Below are 16,481 nucleotides of genomic sequence, written 5' to 3'. Positions count from 1 at the left end.
GCTGGCCGGCTCTCCGGCAGACGCCGGATGAAGCAAGAGAGGGAGAGAGCTCATGCCGAATCAAATGCACGCTCAGAGGCGCCGTCCCGGTCCGGGCAAGCTTGATCCGGGCGAGCTCGACGCCCTGGATCGCCGCCTGCTGGATACCTATCAGCGCGGCCTGCCCGTGGTAGCCGAGCCTTACCGTGCGCTAGCCGAGCGCCTGCACACCACGGAAGACGAGATTCTAAACCGCCTTGCGCGGCTGCACGCCCTGGGCGTGATCAGCCGGGCGGGGCCGGTATTCGACCACGCCCGAGCCGGCGCCAGCCTGCTCGCGGCGGTGGCCGCCAATGACGACGAACGCGACGCCGTGGCCGCGAAGATCAACCGCGCGCCCGGCGTCAACCACAACTATCTGCGCGACGCCGCCCGGGGGTTCAATCTCTGGTTCGTGATGACCGCGCCCGACGAGGCCGAGCTCGAGGCCCGCCTCGAGGCGCTCGAGCAGCGTCTCGGGCGCGCGGTTTTGCGCCTGCCCATGCTGGAAAGCTTTCATATCGACCTGGCCTTTCCGCTGCCCTGGGATGAGCTTGACCGTCACGCCGTCGCGGAGGGCGCATGAGCCGGACTGACGCCGAGCGGCGGCTGCGCGGCCTGCTGGAGAAAGGCCTGCCGCTGACGCCGCGCCCCTGGCAGACGCTCGCCGCTCAGGCGGGCATGAGCGAAGACGAGGCGCTGGCCTGCGCCCGGCGCTGGCAGGACGACGGGCTGATCAAGCGCATGGGCCTGGTGGTGCGCCACCGCCGGCTGGGCATGGCGGCCAACGCCATGGTGGTGTGGGACATTGCCGACAAGCGCGTGAGCGAGGTGGGCCGGGCTCTTGCCGCCGAGCCCGCGGTAACGCTTTGCTACCGCCGCCCGCGCCGCCTGCCGGACTGGCCCTACAACCTGTTTTGCATGATTCACGGCGTGCGCCGGGAGCGCGTGCTGGCCGAGCTTCGCGCCATCATCGAGCGTCAGGCGCTGGCGAATACCGCCCATCAGGTGCTGTTCAGCCAACACGCCTACCGCCAGCATGGCGCCCGCTACACCCGGGAGGAAACCACATGACCGCCGCCAGAACCGCTGCCAGTCAGGCGCCGGTGGCGCTTGACGCCACCGACCGCGCGATCATCAACCGTCTGCAGGACGGCCTGCCGCTGGCCGAGCGGCCCTTTGCCCGAGTCGCCGAGGAGCTTGGCATTGGCGAAGGTCGGCTTCTGTATCGGCTGGAACAGCTGCGCGATAGCGGCGTGCTCAGCCGCTTCGGCCCCATGTATCACGCCGAGCGGCTGGGCGGCGGGCTGACCCTCGCCGCGCTCCGGGTGCCCGAGGACGACTACGAGCGCGTGACCCGGGCGGTCAACGCCTTCCCCGAGGTGGCCCACAACTATCGCCGGGAGCACGCGCTGAACATGTGGTTTGTGCTCGCCACCGAGACGCCCAAACGCATTGCCGAGGTGATCGCCGAGATCGAAGCCGCCACGGGCCTTGCCGTCTACAACATGCCCAAGGAGGAGGAGTTTCATGTGCGACTCCATCTGCCGGTCTGAGCCGGACAGCGTAGCGGCCATGCCGGCCTTTGCCCCGGACGCCGTGGACCGCGCCATTGTGCTGGCCACCCAGGCGGGGCTGCCGCTTTACCCCGACCCCTGGCGCGCCGTGGGCGAGCAGGTGGGCCTGAGCGGCGCCGAGGTGCTTTCCCGCATGCAGGCCATGCACAGGGCCGGAGTGATCCGCCGGGTGGCCGCGGTGCCCAACCACTACCGGCTGGGCTACGTGGCCAACGGCATGAGCGTATGGGACGTGGACGACGACGACATCGACCGCCTGGGCCGGGAAGTCGCCGGCGTAGAGGGCGTCAGCCACTGCTACCGCCGGCCGCGGCATCTGCCGCACTGGCCGTACAACCTCTTTGCCATGCTCCACGGCAAGACCCGTGACGAGGTGGAGCACCAGGCCGAGGCCCTGCGCCTGCGGCTGGGCAGCGCCTGCCGCGGCTATCGCATTCTGTACAGCTCGCGAATTCTGAAAAAGACCGGCCTGCGCCTGGCGGGCGCGGGCAAATCATAAGCGGGGGAGACGCCATGTTTCGTGTAACACGCTATATCCAGTCGCTGATGGCGCCGGCTCCGGTGCCGCCGGTGCGCAAGCCCAAGGGGCCGGTGGTGATCTGGAACCTGATTCGCCGCTGCAACCTGACCTGCAAGCACTGCTACACCACCTCGGCGGATATCGACTTCGCCGGGGAGCTCGATACCGCCGAGGCGCACGCGGTGCTCGACGATCTCAAGGCGTTTCACGTCCCGGCGCTGATTCTCTCCGGCGGCGAGCCCCTGATGCGCCCGGATATTTTCGAACTTTCCCGCCGGGCGCGCGAGCTTGGCATCTACACGGGGCTTTCCACCAACGGCACGCTGATTACCGAAGACAACATCGACGAGATTGCCGAGGTGGGCTATGACTACGTGGGCATCAGCATCGACGGTCTGGAAGCCACCCACGACGCGATTCGCCAGCGAAAGGGGGCGTTTCGCGAGTCCATGCACGCGGTCAAGCTGTGCAAGGAGCGCGGCATCAAGGTGGGGCTGCGCTTTACCCTGACCCGGGAAAATGCCGACCAGCTGGGCGATATCCTCGAGCTGATCGACTACCACGACGTCGACAAGTTCTATCTTTCCCACCTCAACTACGGCGGGCGCGGCCGGCGCCACAGCAAGAACGACGCCTGGCACGAAATGACCCGGGCGGCGATGACCCAGCTGTTCGATCACTGCCGCGACGAGCTTGCCCGCGGCGTGGTGCGCGAATACGTTACCGGCAACAACGACGCCGACGGCCCGTTTCTGCTCATGTGGGCCCGGGAGCACTTTCCCGACCAGGTGCCGGCGCTGACCGAGCGGTTGACCAACTGGGGCGGCAACGCCTCCGGCGAACACATCGCCAACATCGACAACCTCGGCAACGTCCACCCGGACACTTTCTGGTGGGATCACCACCTGGGCAACGTGCGCGACCGTCCGTTCTCCGAGATCTGGCGCGACACTCGGGATCCGCTGATGCTTGGTTTTCGCCAGCGGCCGCGCCCGGTCAAGGGGCGCTGCGGCGAATGCCAGTATCTGCCCATCTGCAACGGCAATACCCGGGTGCGGGCATGGAAGGTCACCGGCGACCCCTGGGAAGAGGATCCCGGCTGCTATCTCACCAACGCCGAAATCGGCCTGGCAGAGGCGCCGGACCGGAAGCTTCACGCGCCCTTTGCCCCGATCCAGGCCGTGGAAATCTTTTAGCGCCGCTGGCGTTCAAGGAGTGATGTCATGTCGCTACATCGCGTTGTGTATGACGTGGCCGGGGCAGCGCTTGCCCCCGGCGAAGTGGCCATCGTCGGCGCCGGCCCGGGGGACCCGGGGCTGTTGACGCTCAAGGCGCTGGCGCTGATCGAGCAGGCCGACTGCCTGGTGTTCGACCGCTTGGTGTCCGCCGAAGTGCTGGCGCTGGCCGGTGCCAACGTGGAGCGCTTTTACGTGGGCAAGGCCTCGCGCTGCCACGCCCTGAGCCAGGACGAGACCAACGCCCTGCTGGTGCGCCTTGCCCGGGAAAACCGGCGCGTGGTGAGGCTCAAGGGCGGCGACCCTTACATTTTCGGCCGCGGCGGCGAGGAGGCCGAAACGCTGGTGGCAAACGGCATCGGCTTTCACGCCGTGCCGGGGATCACCTCGGCCCAGGGATGCGCGGCCTACGCCGGTTTTCCGCTCACCCACCGCGACTACGCCCAGAGCGTGACCTTCGTTACCGGCCACTGCAAAAGCGACGGCGAGCTGGCGCTGGACTGGCAGGCGCTGGCGACCCCGCGCCACACCTCGGTGTTTTACATGGGGCTGTCCAACGCCGCGCTGATCAGCCGCGAGCTCATGGCCGCCGGGCTTTCGGCCTCCCACCCGGTGGCGCTGGTGGAACGCGGCACCACGCCCGCGCAGCGCCGAGTCATCACCTGCCTTGGCGAGATGACGCGCGTCATCGAGCGCGAGCGGCTGACCCCGCCCACCATGATGGTGGTGGGCGAAGTCGTGGCCCTGGCCAATACGCTGATGCCGGCCCAGGTCGAGGCGCCCGTTCCCGCCGCACTCCCCGCGCTGGCATCTGCCTACCGGGAGAAAGTCGCGCTATGAAACGACTCTGCCACGCGCTTGCCCCGCTGGTGCTGATGGCCGCTAGCCCAGCGTTGGCGCTGGGCGCAGACGACACCGCCGAGCTCTATCAGACTCACTGCGCCAGCTGCCACGGCGAGGCCAGGCTTGGCGGCATTGGCCCGGCGCTATTGCCGGGGAATCTGTCCCGGCTCAAGCCCGATGCCGCGGTAGACGTCATCGCCAACAGCCGCCCGGCAAGCCAGATGCCCGCCTTCGGCGAAACGCTCGACGAAGGGGATATCGAGGCGCTTGCCCGGTGGCTCTATCGCCCGCCGGAGACCGAGCCGCGCTGGGGCGAGGCGGAGATTGGCGAGAGCCACCGGGTATTTCATCCCGACGGCAGCCTGCCCGACACGCCGCTTTTTGACGCCGACCCGCTCAATCTCTTTATCGTGGTGGAAACCGGCGACCACCACGCCAGCCTGCTCGACGGCGACAGCTTCGAGCGCATCCACCGCTTCGAAACCCGCTACGCGCTCCACGGCGGGCCCAAGTACACCCCGGACGGGCGCTACGTGTTCTTCGGCTCCCGGGACGGCTGGATCACCAAGTACGACCTCTACAACCTTGAGGTGGTGGCCGAGGTGCGTGCGGGCATCAACATGCGCAACATCGCCGTCTCCGCCGACGGCCGCTACGTCATGGCAGCCAACTATCTGCCCCACAGCCTGGCGCTGTTCGACGCCCATAATCTCGACCTGATGAAGGTCTACCCGGTGGAAAACGCGGCGGGCGAAAGCTCACGGGTCAGCGCGGTATACGCCGCCCCGCCCCGAGGGAGCTTTATCGCCGCGCTCAAGGATATAAAAGAGGTCTGGGAAATCCCCTGGCCGCTGCCCACCGAGCCGGTGGTATCCACCGGCCACATGAAAACCCCGCTGGCGCCGAGCCGGGATCCGTCGCGGGAGAGCTTCAAGGTGCGCCGCATCGCGGTGCCGGACTACCTCGACGACTTCTTTTTCGACCCGGGCTATGAGCACGTCATCGGCGCCTCCCGGGGCGGGCAGGGCGGCATGGTGGTCAATCTGGACAGCGGGGAAAAGGTGGCCGACTTGCCGCTGGAAGGCATGCCGCACCTGGGGTCGGGTATTACCTGGAAGCAGGGCGGCCGGCGGGTGATGGCGCTGCCGCATCTGAGCCGGGCCGAGGTGTCGATCATCGACATGGAAAGCTGGGAGCGGATCAAGACCCTGGAAACCGACGGCCCGGGCTTTTTCATGCGCAGCCACGAAAATTCGCCCTACGCTTGGGTGGACGTGTTCTTTGGCCCCAACCGCGATCGGGTGCACGTCATCGACAAGCAGAGCCTTGAGATCGTCGAAACGCTTACGCCGGAGCCGGGCAAGACCGCGGCCCACGTGGAGTTTGACCGCGACGGCAAGAAGCTTTTGCTGAGCATCTGGGAGGACGACGGCGCGGTGATCGTCTACGACGGCGACAGCCTGGAGGAGCTTCGGCGCATTCCCATGAGCAAGCCCTCGGGCAAGTACAATGTGTGGAACAAGACGCGCTACGAAGAAGGCACCAGCCACTGACGGTATGGCTGGACGGGCGGTAGGCCCGGCTCGCTTTGGCGGTTTATACTGGCCGGACCGCCATCTATCCACAAGAGGTTCTCGCTATGGCCATCTCCCACTTTAACGACCTTCTCAGCGAGGCGCGTAGCCAGCATCGTCCCCAGCGGCTGCTGCTGGTGTTTGCCAGGGCGGAGCTGCCGGACTATCCCGACGACGAGCAGCGTCGCCGCTTTGACGAAGGCGAGGGCGGCGTGCTGGCGCCCACGGTCTGCGCCGACAAGACCCCAGACGAACTTGAAGACATGGGCGCGCTGGTGAAAGAGGCGCAGCAGATCGGCGCCGAGTGGGACCTGTTCTTTGTCGCCGCCATGGACGACCCCGGGGACGACGACGAGATTCAGCTTCAGCTGACCAAAATGACCGAGTCGCTGCAGACGGGCAACGTCGGCTCCTTTATCGCCTTCGACAAAAACGGTGAGGCGCTGAGCCTGAACGGCTAGGTTCGGGCAGGCCTGCGGCCTGCATCGCCCGGCATAGCCGGCCTCCTACAAGCCCCTTGTGCGTCAGGCCGCTGTAGGAGGGCAATTTATTGCGCGACGGCGCCGCCAGGCGCCTGGGGTAGGTGGCATTGGCACAATCCTCGGCAGGCCTACGGCCTGCATCGCCCGGCACAGCCGGCCTCCTACAAGCCCCTTGTGCGTCAGGCCGCTGTAGGAGGGCAATTTATTGCGCGACGGCGCCGCCAGGCGCCTGGGGTGGGTGGCATTGGCACGATCCTCGGCAGGCCTGCTGCCTGCATCGCCCGGCTCAGCCGGCCTCCTACAAGCCCCTTGTGCGTCAGGCCGCTGTAGGAGGGCAATTTATTGCGCGACGGCGCCGCCAGGCGCCTGGGGTGGGTGGCATTGGCACAATCCTCGGCAGGCCTACGGCCTGCATCGCCCGGCATAGCCGGCCTCCTGCGAGTTGCCCCGGATCTATTGTAGGAGGGCAGCTCTGCTGCGCGACGGCATCCCCACCGGAACTCCGGCAGGTCTCTTACAAAGCCTTGCCATGTCAATGCTTCATACCGCTTGTGCCGAGGTTGGCCAATCGCTCAAGGGTAATGTCGTCAAAGGCAACGATTTGGCCGCCGTGGTCTTCGATAAAGGCCTCGGCGGCGCTGTTGTCGGCAAAGGGCGCAAGGGTATGGCCCATGCTGCCGCGGCGATCGTGGCCGACGACGTAGACGGCCTCGTCGGCGCGGATGAAGGCGTCGTCATCGGGGCTTTCCCAGCCGGTGGCGCCCATGTCGTGGACGTAGGCGTGGGACAGCTGCGCCTCGTTCTCCGGCTGGCGCAAAAAGGTGAAGAGCTCGGCGGTGGAGCAGAACTTGAGCGGGGCCTCATTGCGGCCCATGAAGGCCTCACCCTTGGGGCCAGGGTGGTTGGTGATGGTCATGCCGCAGACGTGGCAGCTGTCTCCCGAGGCGATGGGGTCGGCCTCGGCGAGCGGCTTCGGTGCAGAGTCTCCGCAGCCGCCAAGCACCAGGGCGGCGGCCAAAAGCCCGGCTAGAACGAGGTAGCGTGACAGACGTTGCATGGGCATCTCCCCCAGGAATAATAAAGCTTAGGCGGCGCGGCGGTGGAAGCGCCACAGCGCCAGCCCCAGCGGCAGGGCCGCCCAGCCCAGCAGTAGCGCCACCAGGGTGGCGGGATGAAACGCGCCGGGGGCGGCAATGGCGGTCACGCCGGCGTGTTCGCGCGCGGCGGCAAAGCCCGCCAGATTCAAAAGCCTGAAGCATTCGGTGGGGTTCAGGAGCAAAAGCCAGGCCAGCCAGTCGCCGCCCTGCTTGACGCTGACCAGCAGCGCCAGTAGCGCGAGATCAAACACCAGCACGAAGAAAAACCACACCCCCAGCGCCATGCCCGCAGCGCGCTGCTTCTCCGCCGCGCCCACGCTGATCAGATAGGCGAAGGCGATAAATATCCAGCCCAGCAGCACGGTGCTGACAATCAATAGCCCCATGCCCCGGGCCAGCTCCCCCAGCGCCACGCCGTCGGCGCCCAGCGCGATGGTGATGCCGGCGATACCAAAGCCCAGCGTCGTCGCCGCGCCGAGAATCAGCCCGTGGCCGCAGAACTTGCCCAGCAGCAGCGCCGAGCGGCTGATGGGGTAGGTGAGCAGCAGCAGCAGGGTGCCGGCTTCGCGCTCGCCGACCACGGCATCAAAGGCCAGCAGCAGGGCGATCAGCGGGATGAGAAATACCGCCAGCGTGGTCAGGCTGACCAGAGTGCTGGCAAGCGAGGTAAACCCGAGCCCGCCGCTGGCCGCCGCGCCTGCCCAGGCGATGCCCACGGCGAGCACGGCAAGCACCAGAGTAATGGAAAGCACCCAGCGGTTGCGCAGGCCGTCGCGGAACTCCTTGCCGGCGATAATCATGATGGCGTTCATTGATGGGCTCCCCGGGAAAAATGCTGATACAGGTGCTCAAGGGTCGGCGGCTCCACGCCGAGGTCGATGACGCCCGCCGTGCCGGTGAGCCGGCGCAGGGTGTCGAGCTTGGCCGCTTCGGGCACCGCGAGCGTGGCACCGGCGTCGTCCCGGGCCAGCAGCGTGTGCCCCGGCTGGTTGCTCAGCGCCTGCCAGTCGCTGTCGGCAAGGCGGCCACGCACCCGGATGACCAGCGGCAGCGCCGCCTCCCGGCGCAGCGTCTCCATGTTTCCCAGCGCCAGCCGCCTGCCGTTGCCGAGGATCAGCGCGCGGTCGATATAGGGCTCCACCCCCGGCAGGATGTGCGAGGACAGCACCACGGTGCCGCCGCGGCCGCGCAGCTCGTCAAGGGTGACGTAGAAATCCCGGGTGGCCGCCGGGTCAAGGCCGGTGGTGGGCTCGTCCAGCAGCAGCAGGCCAGGCTCGCCCAGCAGCGCCTGGGCCAGGCCCAGGCGCTGGCGCATGCCCTTGGAGTAGGTTTTGACCCGGCGGTGGGCGGCGTGACCCAGGCCGACCTTTTCCAGCAGCGGCGTCACCTGGCCGCGGTCGGCGCGCTTGAGCCGGGCAAAATAGGTCAGTACCTCAACGCCGGTAAGCGCCTCGTAGAAGCTGACGTTTTCCGGCAGGTAGCCCAGGCGCTGGCGCAGCGCGGCGGCGTGGCGGCTGTCCGGCGTCCCGCCGAGCACGCTGACCCGTCCGGACGTCGGCGTCAGCAGCCCGAGTATCAGGTGCATGGTAGTGGTCTTGCCCGCGCCGTTGTGGCCCAGAAGCGCCAGCACTTCGCCCTGGCTGGCGCTGAAGCTCAGGGAGTCCAGCCGAGTCAGCGCGCCGTGACGATGGGTTACCTCGTGAAAGTCGATGACTCCTGTCATGGGCTGGCCTCCTCGGCATGGGCGGTGAGGGCCTCGGGCTCGTCCATGAGCGGCGCGCTGTCGCGCACGCCCTGGGGGCGAAACACCGGAAACTGGCGCTGCACCCAGCGCAGGGCGAGCACCGCCGGGCTGTCCATCAGGATTCTGGCTGCGGGGTAGCGCCACAGCAGCCGGTCCATGGCGTCGTTGGGCTCGAAGACCGTGTCGCCCACGCCGTCGTCGTCCAGGTCCCAGCCCAGGTAGTTGCTCCAGTAGTTGCCCTGCCACTCCTGGGACCGGGTGGCCACGTACTTGACCTGCTGGCGATTGTCGATGAAGGCGTTGCCGGTGACCTCGTTGTCCTCGGAGCCGGCGGTGAGGTGGATACCGATACCGCTGTTGGCGAAGCGGTTGTTCTCGAAGAGGTTGTACTGCGAGTTGTAGACAAACAGCGCCTTGCCCGCGGCGCCGCTGACCAGTGCCTGGCCCGAAGCGTCGCGCCGCTGGTGGATGTCGCTGACTCGGTTGCCACGCAGCGTCGAGTTGGTGATGTTATTCATCAGGATCCCGTAGTTGAGGTCGCCTTCGGAATGGTTGTTGATCACCGTCAGCCGTTTGGACTGCATCAGCGCGTAGCCGGTGCGCGTGCCGGTGGTGCTGTTGTTTTCCAGGCGGTTGTCGTGGGCGTACATGTAGTGCACGCCGTAGCGCAGGTCATGAAGCCTGTTGCGGGCAAGAAAGCTCCGGCTGCTGTTGTCGATGTAGATACCGTCCCGGGTGCGGGCGATGTCGTTGCCTTCAACCCGGACGTTTTCCACGTTGAACAGGTGAACGCCGTTGCCGCGGTCCTGGGAGCGCCGTTCGGCGTCGCCGCGGATGACGTTGTCTTCGATCACCGCGTCGTGGACGCCGTCCAGCCAGATGCCGAAGCCCGGCCCTTCAAGCCGGGCGTTTTTCACCACGCTGCCGGTGGCCTCGCGGGCGATGAAAATCCCCGCGTCCATGGCGGTAAGGTCGGCGCCCCAGTTTTCCACGTTGACGCCGTCGATCACGACGTCGGGGGCTTCGACGACCACGGCGTTGCCGGCGCCGCCGCCGTCGACCACCGCGCCGTTTTCAGCGCGCAGCGCAAGCGTTTTGTCAATCACCAAAGGCCCGGCATAGCGGCCTTCGGGCAATAGAATACGGTCGCCGCCGGCGGCGTTTGCCACCAGCGGCTGAAGGGAATCACCCGGCGTCGCCGTCCATTCGGCAGCGAGCGGGGCGCCGCCCGGCCAGAGGCTTGTCAAAAGCCCCAGCCAGGCGGCAATCAGCCCAATAGCGACGCTGCGGATATTCACCACGAAAGCGCGTCGTATCATCGATATCAGGCCTTTTCTACCAGCATGCGGCCAAACATTTCCATATGCATGGCGTGGCAGAACCAGTTGCAGTAGTACCAGTGCACCCCGGGCTTGTCCGCGGTGAAGGTGATGCTCGAGGTCTGCTGCGGGCTGATCTCCATGGCAACGCCGTGGTTGACCATGCAGAAGCCGTGGGTCAGGTCCTCGACCTGGTCCAGGTTGGTGATGGTCACCGTGACTTCGTCGCCCTGCTTGACCTTGAACTCGGTCATGCCGAACTGCGGCGCCACCGACGTCATGTAGACGCGCACCTGGTTGCCGTCGCGCACGACCTTGTTGTCGCCTTCCAGGTTGATGCCGTCATCCTCGGCCATTTTCCGCGTGGCGGCAAAGAAGGGGTCGTCCCGTGTCCAGGTGCGGCTGGGGTTGAGCTGGTCGGCGCGCAGCAGGATACAGTCGTGGGGTTCGGCGAAGGCCGGGCCGTCGTGGACCAGCTTCATTTCCTCGCCGGAAATGTCGATCAGCTGGTCGTTTTCCGGGTGCAGCGGGCCCACCGGCAGGAAGCGGTCCTTGGAGAACTTGGACAGCACCACCAGCCACTTGCCGTCGGCGTCCTTGGTTTCGGTGAGGCTGGCGTGGTTGTGCCCGGGCTGGTAGTGCACGTCGAGCTTCTGGCGCAGGTAGTTGACCTCGTCGCCCTGGTAGGCGCGGATGGCGTCTTCGATGTTCCACTTGGCGATCTGGCTGTCGATGAACAGCGTGGTATAGGCGTTGCCGCGGCCGTCAAAGGTGGTGTGCAGCGGCCCCAGGCCCAGCTCGGGCTCGCCGACCACGGCGTCCCGGGGCTCGATGGCGTCATCGAAGACGTCTGCCAGCTTGTCGATGGCGATGATCGAGCAGGTGGGCGAGAGCTTGCCGTTGGCGATGAAGTACTTGCCGTCCGGCGAAGTGTTGAGCCCGTGGGGGTTCTTGGGCACGGGAATATAGCGGGTCAGCCTGGAGCCGTGGCGGCCGTCGACCACCGGCACGTCGGAGTCGCCCAGGGTTTCGTACTCCCCGGCTTTCACCGCGGCCTCGATGGCGTGGACGTCAAACACCACCACCCAGTCGCGCTCAACGCGCATGGTATCCGTCAGGGTCAGGCCTTTCTCCGAGTTGTAGCAGGTGGAAGCGAAGAAGCGGCCGGTATAGTCGGCGTCGGTGTTGTCCAGGTTGCCGTCGACGATGACCTGCCAGGCCATCTCCATGGTTTCGGCATCGATGCCGTTGAACATGGTGTAGTGGTTTTCGGTGTCCTCCATGTTTTCCCCGTCGTTGGGGTGAGGAATGAAAAACTCGGCGTTGGCGAACACGTACTTGGTGTGCGGCACCTTCTGCAGGCGCAGGCCGTGAATCGCCTGGACGTTGGGCACGGTGGTGATCTTGTCCGTCTTCATGATGTCCAGACGAATCCGCGCCACCCGGGTATTGGCCTTGTCGTTGATGAACAGGTACTTGCCGTCGTAGCTGCCGTCGGTCATGGAAATGTGCGGGTGGTGGGCGTCGCCGTTGAAAAACCGCGCCGACTCGCCCAGCACGCGCTTCGACTCGTTGGTAAAGCCCCAGCCGGTGGCGCCGTCCATGTTGAACACCGGGATCCGCATCAGTTCGCGCATCGAGGGAATGCCGAGCACGCGCACTTCGCCGGACTGGCCGCCGCTCCAGAAGCCGTAGTATTCGTCCAGCTCGCCGGGAGCCACTTCGATACCGTTTTCCGCCGCTCTGGACTGGCGGCTGGTCATCAGCGCGCCGGTGCCAAAGCCGCTGGCAAGGCCCGCGCCGGCCACACCGGTCACCGCGCTGTTGCGCAGAAAGTGGCGGCGGCCCAGGTTTTGCACGTCTTGTTTCTTCTCGCTCATGTCTTACTCCTGTTGCAGGGCGGGAATACGCTCCAGTTTGCTTTTTCCGACCTTGGGATCGTGGGTGGCAACGGCGGGCCGGTCTTCGGCCATGCGCGCCGCCTTTTCCCGACGCTTGCGCCGCTTCACCATAGGGGGGCAGCGATGCTCGTCGTGATAGAGAATTTGGCAGTCGAGGCAGTAGTGGCACTCGTTGGCATTGATGTGCCCGTCCGGATGGATGGCGCCGACCTCGCACTCGTGGGCGCAGATCTGGCAGGGGGTGCCGCAGCTGCCGCGGTGGCGCTTGAGCCAGTCGAACAGGCGCAGCCGGGCCGGGATAGCAAGCCCCGCGCCCAGCGGGCACACGTAGCGGCAGTAGAACTTGTGGTTGAAGGCGGAGACCGCTATCAGCCCGATGGCGTAGGCGACAAAGGCCCAGTCGCGCTGGAAGCGCAGAGTGATGGCCGTCTTGAACGGTTCGACCTCGGCGTAGCGCTCGGCGGCGCCCAGCGAATGCAGCGATACCGCAAACAGCACCAGCAGAATCAGATATTTGATGGCCCAGAGGCGCTCGTGCAGGCCGAAGGGGACTTCGATCTGCTTGACCTTGAGCTTGCGCGCGGCCTGGTTGACCAGGTCCTGCAGCGCGCCGAAGGGGCACAGCCAGCCGCAGAACACGCCCCGGCCCCAGAGCAGCAGAGTGACCGCCACGAACGACCAGAGAATGAACATCATCGGGTCGATGAGAAACGAGCCCCAGCTGAAGTCGGTGATCAGGGCATGGGTAAAGGTGAGGATGTTGACCACCGACAGCTGGGCCAGCGCGTACCAGCCGATGAACAGCAGCGTGTAGAACTTGAACCCCAGCCGCAGCGGGTTGAGGATACGCGGGTGGCGCGCGAGCACGTCCTGGAACAGCATGATGCCGGTGAGCACCACAAGCCCGGCGCCCAGCACGCCGATCTGGAACGCCTTGTCGCGCCAGACCTGCACCCAGATGGCTTCTTCCTTCGGCGGCTCGGGGCGCTCGACATAGGCCTCGGGGATCGAGTAGTCGGCGTTGAAGCGGACAAACTCGGTATCCAGCGGGCCGGAGGCGCGGCGCACCAGCAGCGAGAGCTGCCAGGGGGCGCCGGGGTCAAAGGCGGCGTCTTCGCGGACGATGAAGATATCGCGTTCGCTGAAGGCCGGAGCGCCGTCGATGGCGAGATCGCCCAGGCGGATGTGATCGCTGTCGTGAAAGCTGATGGAGCTGCCGTGCTGGGCGAGCTCGACGCGGTCAAAAATGCCGCCGCGCACGTAGCCCGATCCCTTGAACGAGTAGTCGCCGCGGCCCATCAGCGCCACGGCGTGTTCGCCGGGCTCAAGTTCGGCCATCAGCGATTCGTAGCCGCTGTCGCCGAGCAGGTTGCGTCCGGCCATGGGCGCGTTCAGGTAGGTATAAAAAAGCTCGATGAAGGTTTTGTCGGCGGGCTGCGGCGTGTGCATGTAGTCTTCCGCCGGAGTGCCGACAAAGGCCTCGTCGACCTCGCCGTGGGTCAGGTGAAGGCGGCGAATCGTGCCGTCCCCGACCAGGGTTTGCCAGTCGGCCGAGTCATATACGTCGTCAAGCACCTTTGCCGGCGGCATGGCCGCGGGGTCGGCAATCAGCCCCTGGTCGGCGGCCACCAGGCGGGCGGCGCGCATGATGGTGTCGCCGGCGACGATCACCGTGACCGTGGCGCCGGAGACGGCGTCCAGCTCGCCGCCGACCTTGAGATGGTCGTTGACATGGGCGCCGATGTGCTTGTCGGCAAAGTTTTCCAGCTTCGACTCGGGGATACCCACCAGCATGATCGGCTCATCGTGGCCAAGGACATCGGTCTGGGTGATTTGCCCCTCGGTGTCGATGCCCACCAGCAGGTTGATGGGCTTGCCCGAGTAGGCGGGAATAGGGGCTACGTCGACGGTCTCGAAGGCGTAGCCGAGCAGGGTGTCGTCCTGCATCACGCGGCTGACCGGCCACTGGGAGTCGGCCGGCTCCAGCCGGTTGGCCGAGGGAAACCCCGCCTTGATGTCGGATAGTTCGACGGCCTGGCTTGCCGTCGCAATGAGCAGCAGGCCGGCGGCGATGAGCCAGGCGCAAAGGGCGCGTAGCCGGCAGGCGGGGCGGTGCATGAGATCCTCCTCGGGTAGAGAGCCTGGATACGGCAAGTGGCAGCCTGGGGTTACAGCGTGGGTTCGAGCATGTAGTCCACGGCGGCCTTGACCTCGTCGTCGCTCAGGCTGACCTGGCCGCCTTTGGGCGGCATGGCCTGAAAGCCGTTGATGGCGTGGTCGTACAGGGTGTCGATGCCTTTTTCCTGACGCGGCGCCCAGGCGTCGGCATCGCCGCGCCGGCGGCCCCGGTCATGTGGCAGGCCATGCAGGCCTGGTTATAGGTGGCTTCGCCGTCGGCCTGGGCGGCGGTGGCGGTGAGGACAAAGGCCAGGGGAAGCAGCGTTGCGGTGAGCAGTTTCATAACGGGTATTCCTTATGCATCTTTTTGGGGAGAAAAATACTGGTATCGCGGTAGCCGGGTCGGGGGCTGCCCGAATGCGTGGCTCTAGATTAGAACGCCCGGGCAGAAGAGACGTTGACGTGGGTCACTTTTTTCGCCGGCTACTCCCTTAAAATACGGCCGTTGCTCCCAAGGAGGTAGCCCCCTGGCCGCGTGGCATTCGGTCGCATAACGCCGGGCGCCCGAACGGGTAGCCTCGCTTTCGCAGAGGCGCTATGTTGGGCGGCACAGATTCGAGAGCGCAAAGACGAAAAGGGCCTTGATGCTATGCAGGACGAGCTGTTGTTTGATCGCGCACTGGTGGAAAAGTACGACCGCCCGGGGCCGCGCTATACCTCCTATCCCACCGCACCGCAGTTTCATGCGGCCTTTGCCGAGGACGACTACCGCGCCGCCGCGGCGCGCAGCAACGCCGCCGACAACCCCAAGCCGCTGTCGGCCTACGTGCATATCCCGTTCTGCGAAAGCCTTTGCTACTACTGCGCGTGCAACAAGATCATTACCCACAACCGCGAGCGGGCGGCGGAGTACCTCGAGTGGCTCAAGGATGAGATCCGCCTGCAGGGCGAGCTGTTTGACGACAGCCGGCGCATGACCCAGCTGCACCTGGGCGGCGGCACGCCGACGTATCTAAGCAACGACCAGCTCGCCGAGCTGATGGCCGTGCTGGACGACGCCTTCCACTTCGCCGCGCCCGAAGAGCGCGAGTTTTCCCTGGAGGTCGATCCGCGCACCGTCACCGCCGAGCAGATTCACGAGCTGCGCGCCCTGGGGTTCAACCGCCTGAGCTTCGGCGTGCAGGACTTCGACCCGGACGTGCAAAAGGCCGTGAACCGGGTGCAGAGCGAAGAGCAGGTGGTGGGGCTGATGCAGGCCGCCCGCGATGCCGGATACGCGTCGATCAGCGTGGATCTGATCTACGGTCTGCCGTTGCAGACCGTGGCCAGCTTCGACGCCACCCTCGAGAAGATCATCGCGCTCAGGCCCGATCGCATCGCCACCTACAGCTACGCCCACCTGCCGTCGCTGTTCAAGGCTCAGCGGCTGATCCGCGACGAGGACATGCCGCCGCCGGAGCGCAAGCTCGAGCTTCTTGAGCTGATCATCCAGCGGCTGATCGCGGCGGGCTATGTCTATATCGGCATGGATCACTTCGCCCTGCCCGACGACGAGCTGGCGCTGGCCCGGGACAACGGTACCCTGCAGCGCAACTTCCAGGGCTACTCCACCCACGCCGACTGCGACCTGATCGGCCTGGGAGTCACCGCCATCGGCAAGGTGGACGACACCTACAGCCAGAACGTCAAGGAAACCGCCCAGTACCAGCACCGGCTGGAAAGCGGCCGGCTGCCGGTGATGCGCGGCTATCGGCTAAGCGACGACGACCGCCTGCGCCGGGACGTGATCAGCACCCTGATGTGCCACGGCGAGCTCGACTTTGACGCCGTGAGCGCCGCCCACGGGATCGATTTCACGCGCTACTTTGCCGATGCCCTGGCATCGCTCGAGGAGATGCAGGCCGACGGCTTGGTCGAGGTCGGCGAGCGCCGGCTTGACGTACTGCCCGCCGGGCAGCTGATGATGCGCAACCTCGCCATGGCCTTCGATGCCTACCTGAATCCCGCCGAGGCGCGCTATTCGCGCACGGTGTAAAGCGCTTTCAAGGAGCCT

15 protein-coding genes and 1 pseudogene are annotated in these 16,481 nt (G+C 66.1%); 9 read left to right on the top strand and 7 right to left on the bottom strand.

Translation table 11 applies throughout. The annotated features are described in order from the left end of the window. Nucleotides 1–52 precede the first annotated feature (52 nt). The 8 genes from P1P91_RS11945 to P1P91_RS11910 all read left to right on the top strand — a co-directional run bounded on the left by P1P91_RS11945 (nucleotide 53) and on the right by P1P91_RS11910 (nucleotide 6,228). Complete coding sequence (locus P1P91_RS11945; protein ID WP_311882887.1) at nucleotides 53–604, top strand: Lrp/AsnC family transcriptional regulator; 552 nt, start codon at nucleotides 53–55, stop codon at nucleotides 602–604. Further along, nucleotides 601–1,092 (top strand): siroheme decarboxylase subunit beta, encoded by a 492-nt coding sequence (ahbB, locus tag P1P91_RS11940; RefSeq protein WP_311882885.1) that lies wholly within the window; start codon nucleotides 601–603, stop codon nucleotides 1,090–1,092. The genes P1P91_RS11945 and ahbB (P1P91_RS11940) overlap by 4 nt, the downstream gene beginning before the upstream one ends. Next, a complete protein-coding gene (locus P1P91_RS11935) occupies nucleotides 1,089–1,574 on the top strand; it encodes an Lrp/AsnC family transcriptional regulator (RefSeq protein ID WP_311882883.1) in 486 nt (161 codons plus the stop codon). The genes ahbB (P1P91_RS11940) and P1P91_RS11935 overlap by 4 nt, the downstream gene beginning before the upstream one ends. After that, on the top strand, nucleotides 1,549–2,094 hold the full coding sequence (gene ahbB / locus P1P91_RS11930) for a siroheme decarboxylase subunit beta (protein ID WP_311882882.1): 546 nt from the start codon (nucleotides 1,549–1,551) through the stop codon (nucleotides 2,092–2,094). The genes P1P91_RS11935 and ahbB (P1P91_RS11930) overlap by 26 nt, the downstream gene beginning before the upstream one ends. Before the next feature lie 14 nt (nucleotides 2,095–2,108). Beyond that, a complete protein-coding gene (gene nirJ, locus P1P91_RS11925; RefSeq protein ID WP_311882880.1) occupies nucleotides 2,109–3,311 on the top strand; it encodes a heme d1 biosynthesis radical SAM protein NirJ in 1,203 nt (400 codons plus the stop codon). A gap of 27 nt (nucleotides 3,312–3,338) precedes the next feature. Next, nucleotides 3,339–4,190 carry a uroporphyrinogen-III C-methyltransferase gene (cobA, locus tag P1P91_RS11920; RefSeq protein WP_311882878.1) on the top strand — a complete coding sequence of 284 codons (852 nt, stop codon included), beginning with the start codon at nucleotides 3,339–3,341 and terminating at the stop codon, nucleotides 4,188–4,190. Then, on the top strand, nucleotides 4,187–5,746 hold the full coding sequence (locus P1P91_RS11915; protein WP_311882877.1) for a cytochrome D1 domain-containing protein: 1,560 nt from the start codon (nucleotides 4,187–4,189) through the stop codon (nucleotides 5,744–5,746). Before cobA ends, P1P91_RS11915 begins: the two co-directional genes overlap by 4 nt. Before the next feature lie 86 nt (nucleotides 5,747–5,832). Then, nucleotides 5,833–6,228: a ribonucleotide reductase subunit alpha gene (locus P1P91_RS11910; RefSeq protein WP_311882876.1), complete on the top strand. Its 396-nt coding sequence runs from the start codon at nucleotides 5,833–5,835 to the stop codon at nucleotides 6,226–6,228. A 553-nt stretch (nucleotides 6,229–6,781) separates the two neighbouring features. On the opposite strand, the gene P1P91_RS11905 is transcribed toward P1P91_RS11910, so the two are convergent. From P1P91_RS11905 to P1P91_RS15135, 7 genes and pseudogenes are all read right to left on the bottom strand, one after another. Further along, entirely contained in the window at nucleotides 6,782–7,306 is a 525-nt protein-coding gene (locus tag P1P91_RS11905; protein ID WP_311882874.1) for a nitrous oxide reductase accessory protein NosL, read from the bottom strand. A gap of 27 nt (nucleotides 7,307–7,333) precedes the next feature. Further along, nucleotides 7,334–8,158 (bottom strand): ABC transporter permease subunit, encoded by an 825-nt coding sequence (locus tag P1P91_RS11900; protein ID WP_311882872.1) that lies wholly within the window; start codon nucleotides 8,156–8,158, stop codon nucleotides 7,334–7,336. Continuing rightward, nucleotides 8,155–9,069 carry an ABC transporter ATP-binding protein gene (locus tag P1P91_RS11895; RefSeq protein WP_311882871.1) on the bottom strand — a complete coding sequence of 305 codons (915 nt, stop codon included), beginning with the start codon at nucleotides 9,067–9,069 and terminating at the stop codon, nucleotides 8,155–8,157. The genes P1P91_RS11900 and P1P91_RS11895 overlap by 4 nt, the downstream gene beginning before the upstream one ends. Beyond that, complete coding sequence (locus P1P91_RS11890) at nucleotides 9,066–10,409, bottom strand: nitrous oxide reductase family maturation protein NosD (RefSeq protein WP_311882869.1); 1,344 nt, start codon at nucleotides 10,407–10,409, stop codon at nucleotides 9,066–9,068. The genes P1P91_RS11895 and P1P91_RS11890 overlap by 4 nt, the downstream gene beginning before the upstream one ends. Nucleotides 10,410–10,414: 5 nt before the next feature. Next, nucleotides 10,415–12,289 carry a TAT-dependent nitrous-oxide reductase gene (gene nosZ, locus P1P91_RS11885; RefSeq protein ID WP_311882868.1) on the bottom strand — a complete coding sequence of 625 codons (1,875 nt, stop codon included), beginning with the start codon at nucleotides 12,287–12,289 and terminating at the stop codon, nucleotides 10,415–10,417. Nucleotides 12,290–12,292: 3 nt separating this feature from the next. Then, nucleotides 12,293–14,428 (bottom strand): transcriptional regulator NosR, encoded by a 2,136-nt coding sequence (gene nosR / locus P1P91_RS11880; protein WP_311882867.1) that lies wholly within the window; start codon nucleotides 14,426–14,428, stop codon nucleotides 12,293–12,295. A 50-nt stretch (nucleotides 14,429–14,478) separates the two neighbouring features. Continuing rightward, nucleotides 14,479–14,663 (bottom strand): annotated as a pseudogene (locus P1P91_RS15135) (c-type cytochrome). A 414-nt stretch (nucleotides 14,664–15,077) separates the two neighbouring features. On the opposite strand from P1P91_RS15135, the gene hemN reads away from it, so the two are divergent. After that, the gene (gene hemN / locus P1P91_RS11870) at nucleotides 15,078–16,463 is read left to right on the top strand and encodes an oxygen-independent coproporphyrinogen III oxidase (protein WP_311882866.1); all 1,386 of its coding nucleotides are present in this window, start codon (nucleotides 15,078–15,080) and stop codon (nucleotides 16,461–16,463) included. Nucleotides 16,464–16,481: the final 18 nt, after the last annotated feature.

Origin of the sequence: Halomonas piscis (genome assembly GCF_031886125.1) — a bacterium.
GTDB lineage: Bacteria > Pseudomonadota > Gammaproteobacteria > Pseudomonadales > Halomonadaceae > Vreelandella > Vreelandella piscis.
Note: the sequence above shows the minus strand (reverse complement) of the source record. Positions and strands in the feature narration are given on the sequence as shown.

Bases quoted from the DNA above. Each gene is read 5' to 3' on its own strand.
- P1P91_RS11945 (WP_311882887.1), top strand. From the start codon at position 53: ATGCCGAATCAAATGCACGCTCAGAGGCGCCGTCCCGGTCCGGGCAAG.
- ahbB (WP_311882885.1), top strand. From the start codon at position 601: ATGAGCCGGACTGACGCCGAGCGGCGGCTGCGCGGCCTGCTGGAGAAA.
- P1P91_RS11935 (WP_311882883.1), top strand. From the start codon at position 1,089: ATGACCGCCGCCAGAACCGCTGCCAGTCAGGCGCCGGTGGCGCTTGAC.
- ahbB (WP_311882882.1), top strand. From the start codon at position 1,549: ATGTGCGACTCCATCTGCCGGTCTGAGCCGGACAGCGTAGCGGCCATG.
- nirJ (WP_311882880.1), top strand. From the start codon at position 2,109: ATGTTTCGTGTAACACGCTATATCCAGTCGCTGATGGCGCCGGCTCCG.
- cobA (WP_311882878.1), top strand. From the start codon at position 3,339: ATGTCGCTACATCGCGTTGTGTATGACGTGGCCGGGGCAGCGCTTGCC.
- P1P91_RS11915 (WP_311882877.1), top strand. From the start codon at position 4,187: ATGAAACGACTCTGCCACGCGCTTGCCCCGCTGGTGCTGATGGCCGCT.
- P1P91_RS11910 (WP_311882876.1), top strand. From the start codon at position 5,833: ATGGCCATCTCCCACTTTAACGACCTTCTCAGCGAGGCGCGTAGCCAG.
- P1P91_RS11905 (WP_311882874.1), bottom strand. From the start codon at position 7,306: ATGCAACGTCTGTCACGCTACCTCGTTCTAGCCGGGCTTTTGGCCGCC.
- P1P91_RS11900 (WP_311882872.1), bottom strand. From the start codon at position 8,158: ATGAACGCCATCATGATTATCGCCGGCAAGGAGTTCCGCGACGGCCTG.
- P1P91_RS11895 (WP_311882871.1), bottom strand. From the start codon at position 9,069: ATGACAGGAGTCATCGACTTTCACGAGGTAACCCATCGTCACGGCGCG.
- P1P91_RS11890 (WP_311882869.1), bottom strand. From the start codon at position 10,409: ATGATACGACGCGCTTTCGTGGTGAATATCCGCAGCGTCGCTATTGGG.
- nosZ (WP_311882868.1), bottom strand. From the start codon at position 12,289: ATGAGCGAGAAGAAACAAGACGTGCAAAACCTGGGCCGCCGCCACTTT.
- nosR (WP_311882867.1), bottom strand. From the start codon at position 14,428: ATGCACCGCCCCGCCTGCCGGCTACGCGCCCTTTGCGCCTGGCTCATC.
- hemN (WP_311882866.1), top strand. From the start codon at position 15,078: ATGCAGGACGAGCTGTTGTTTGATCGCGCACTGGTGGAAAAGTACGAC.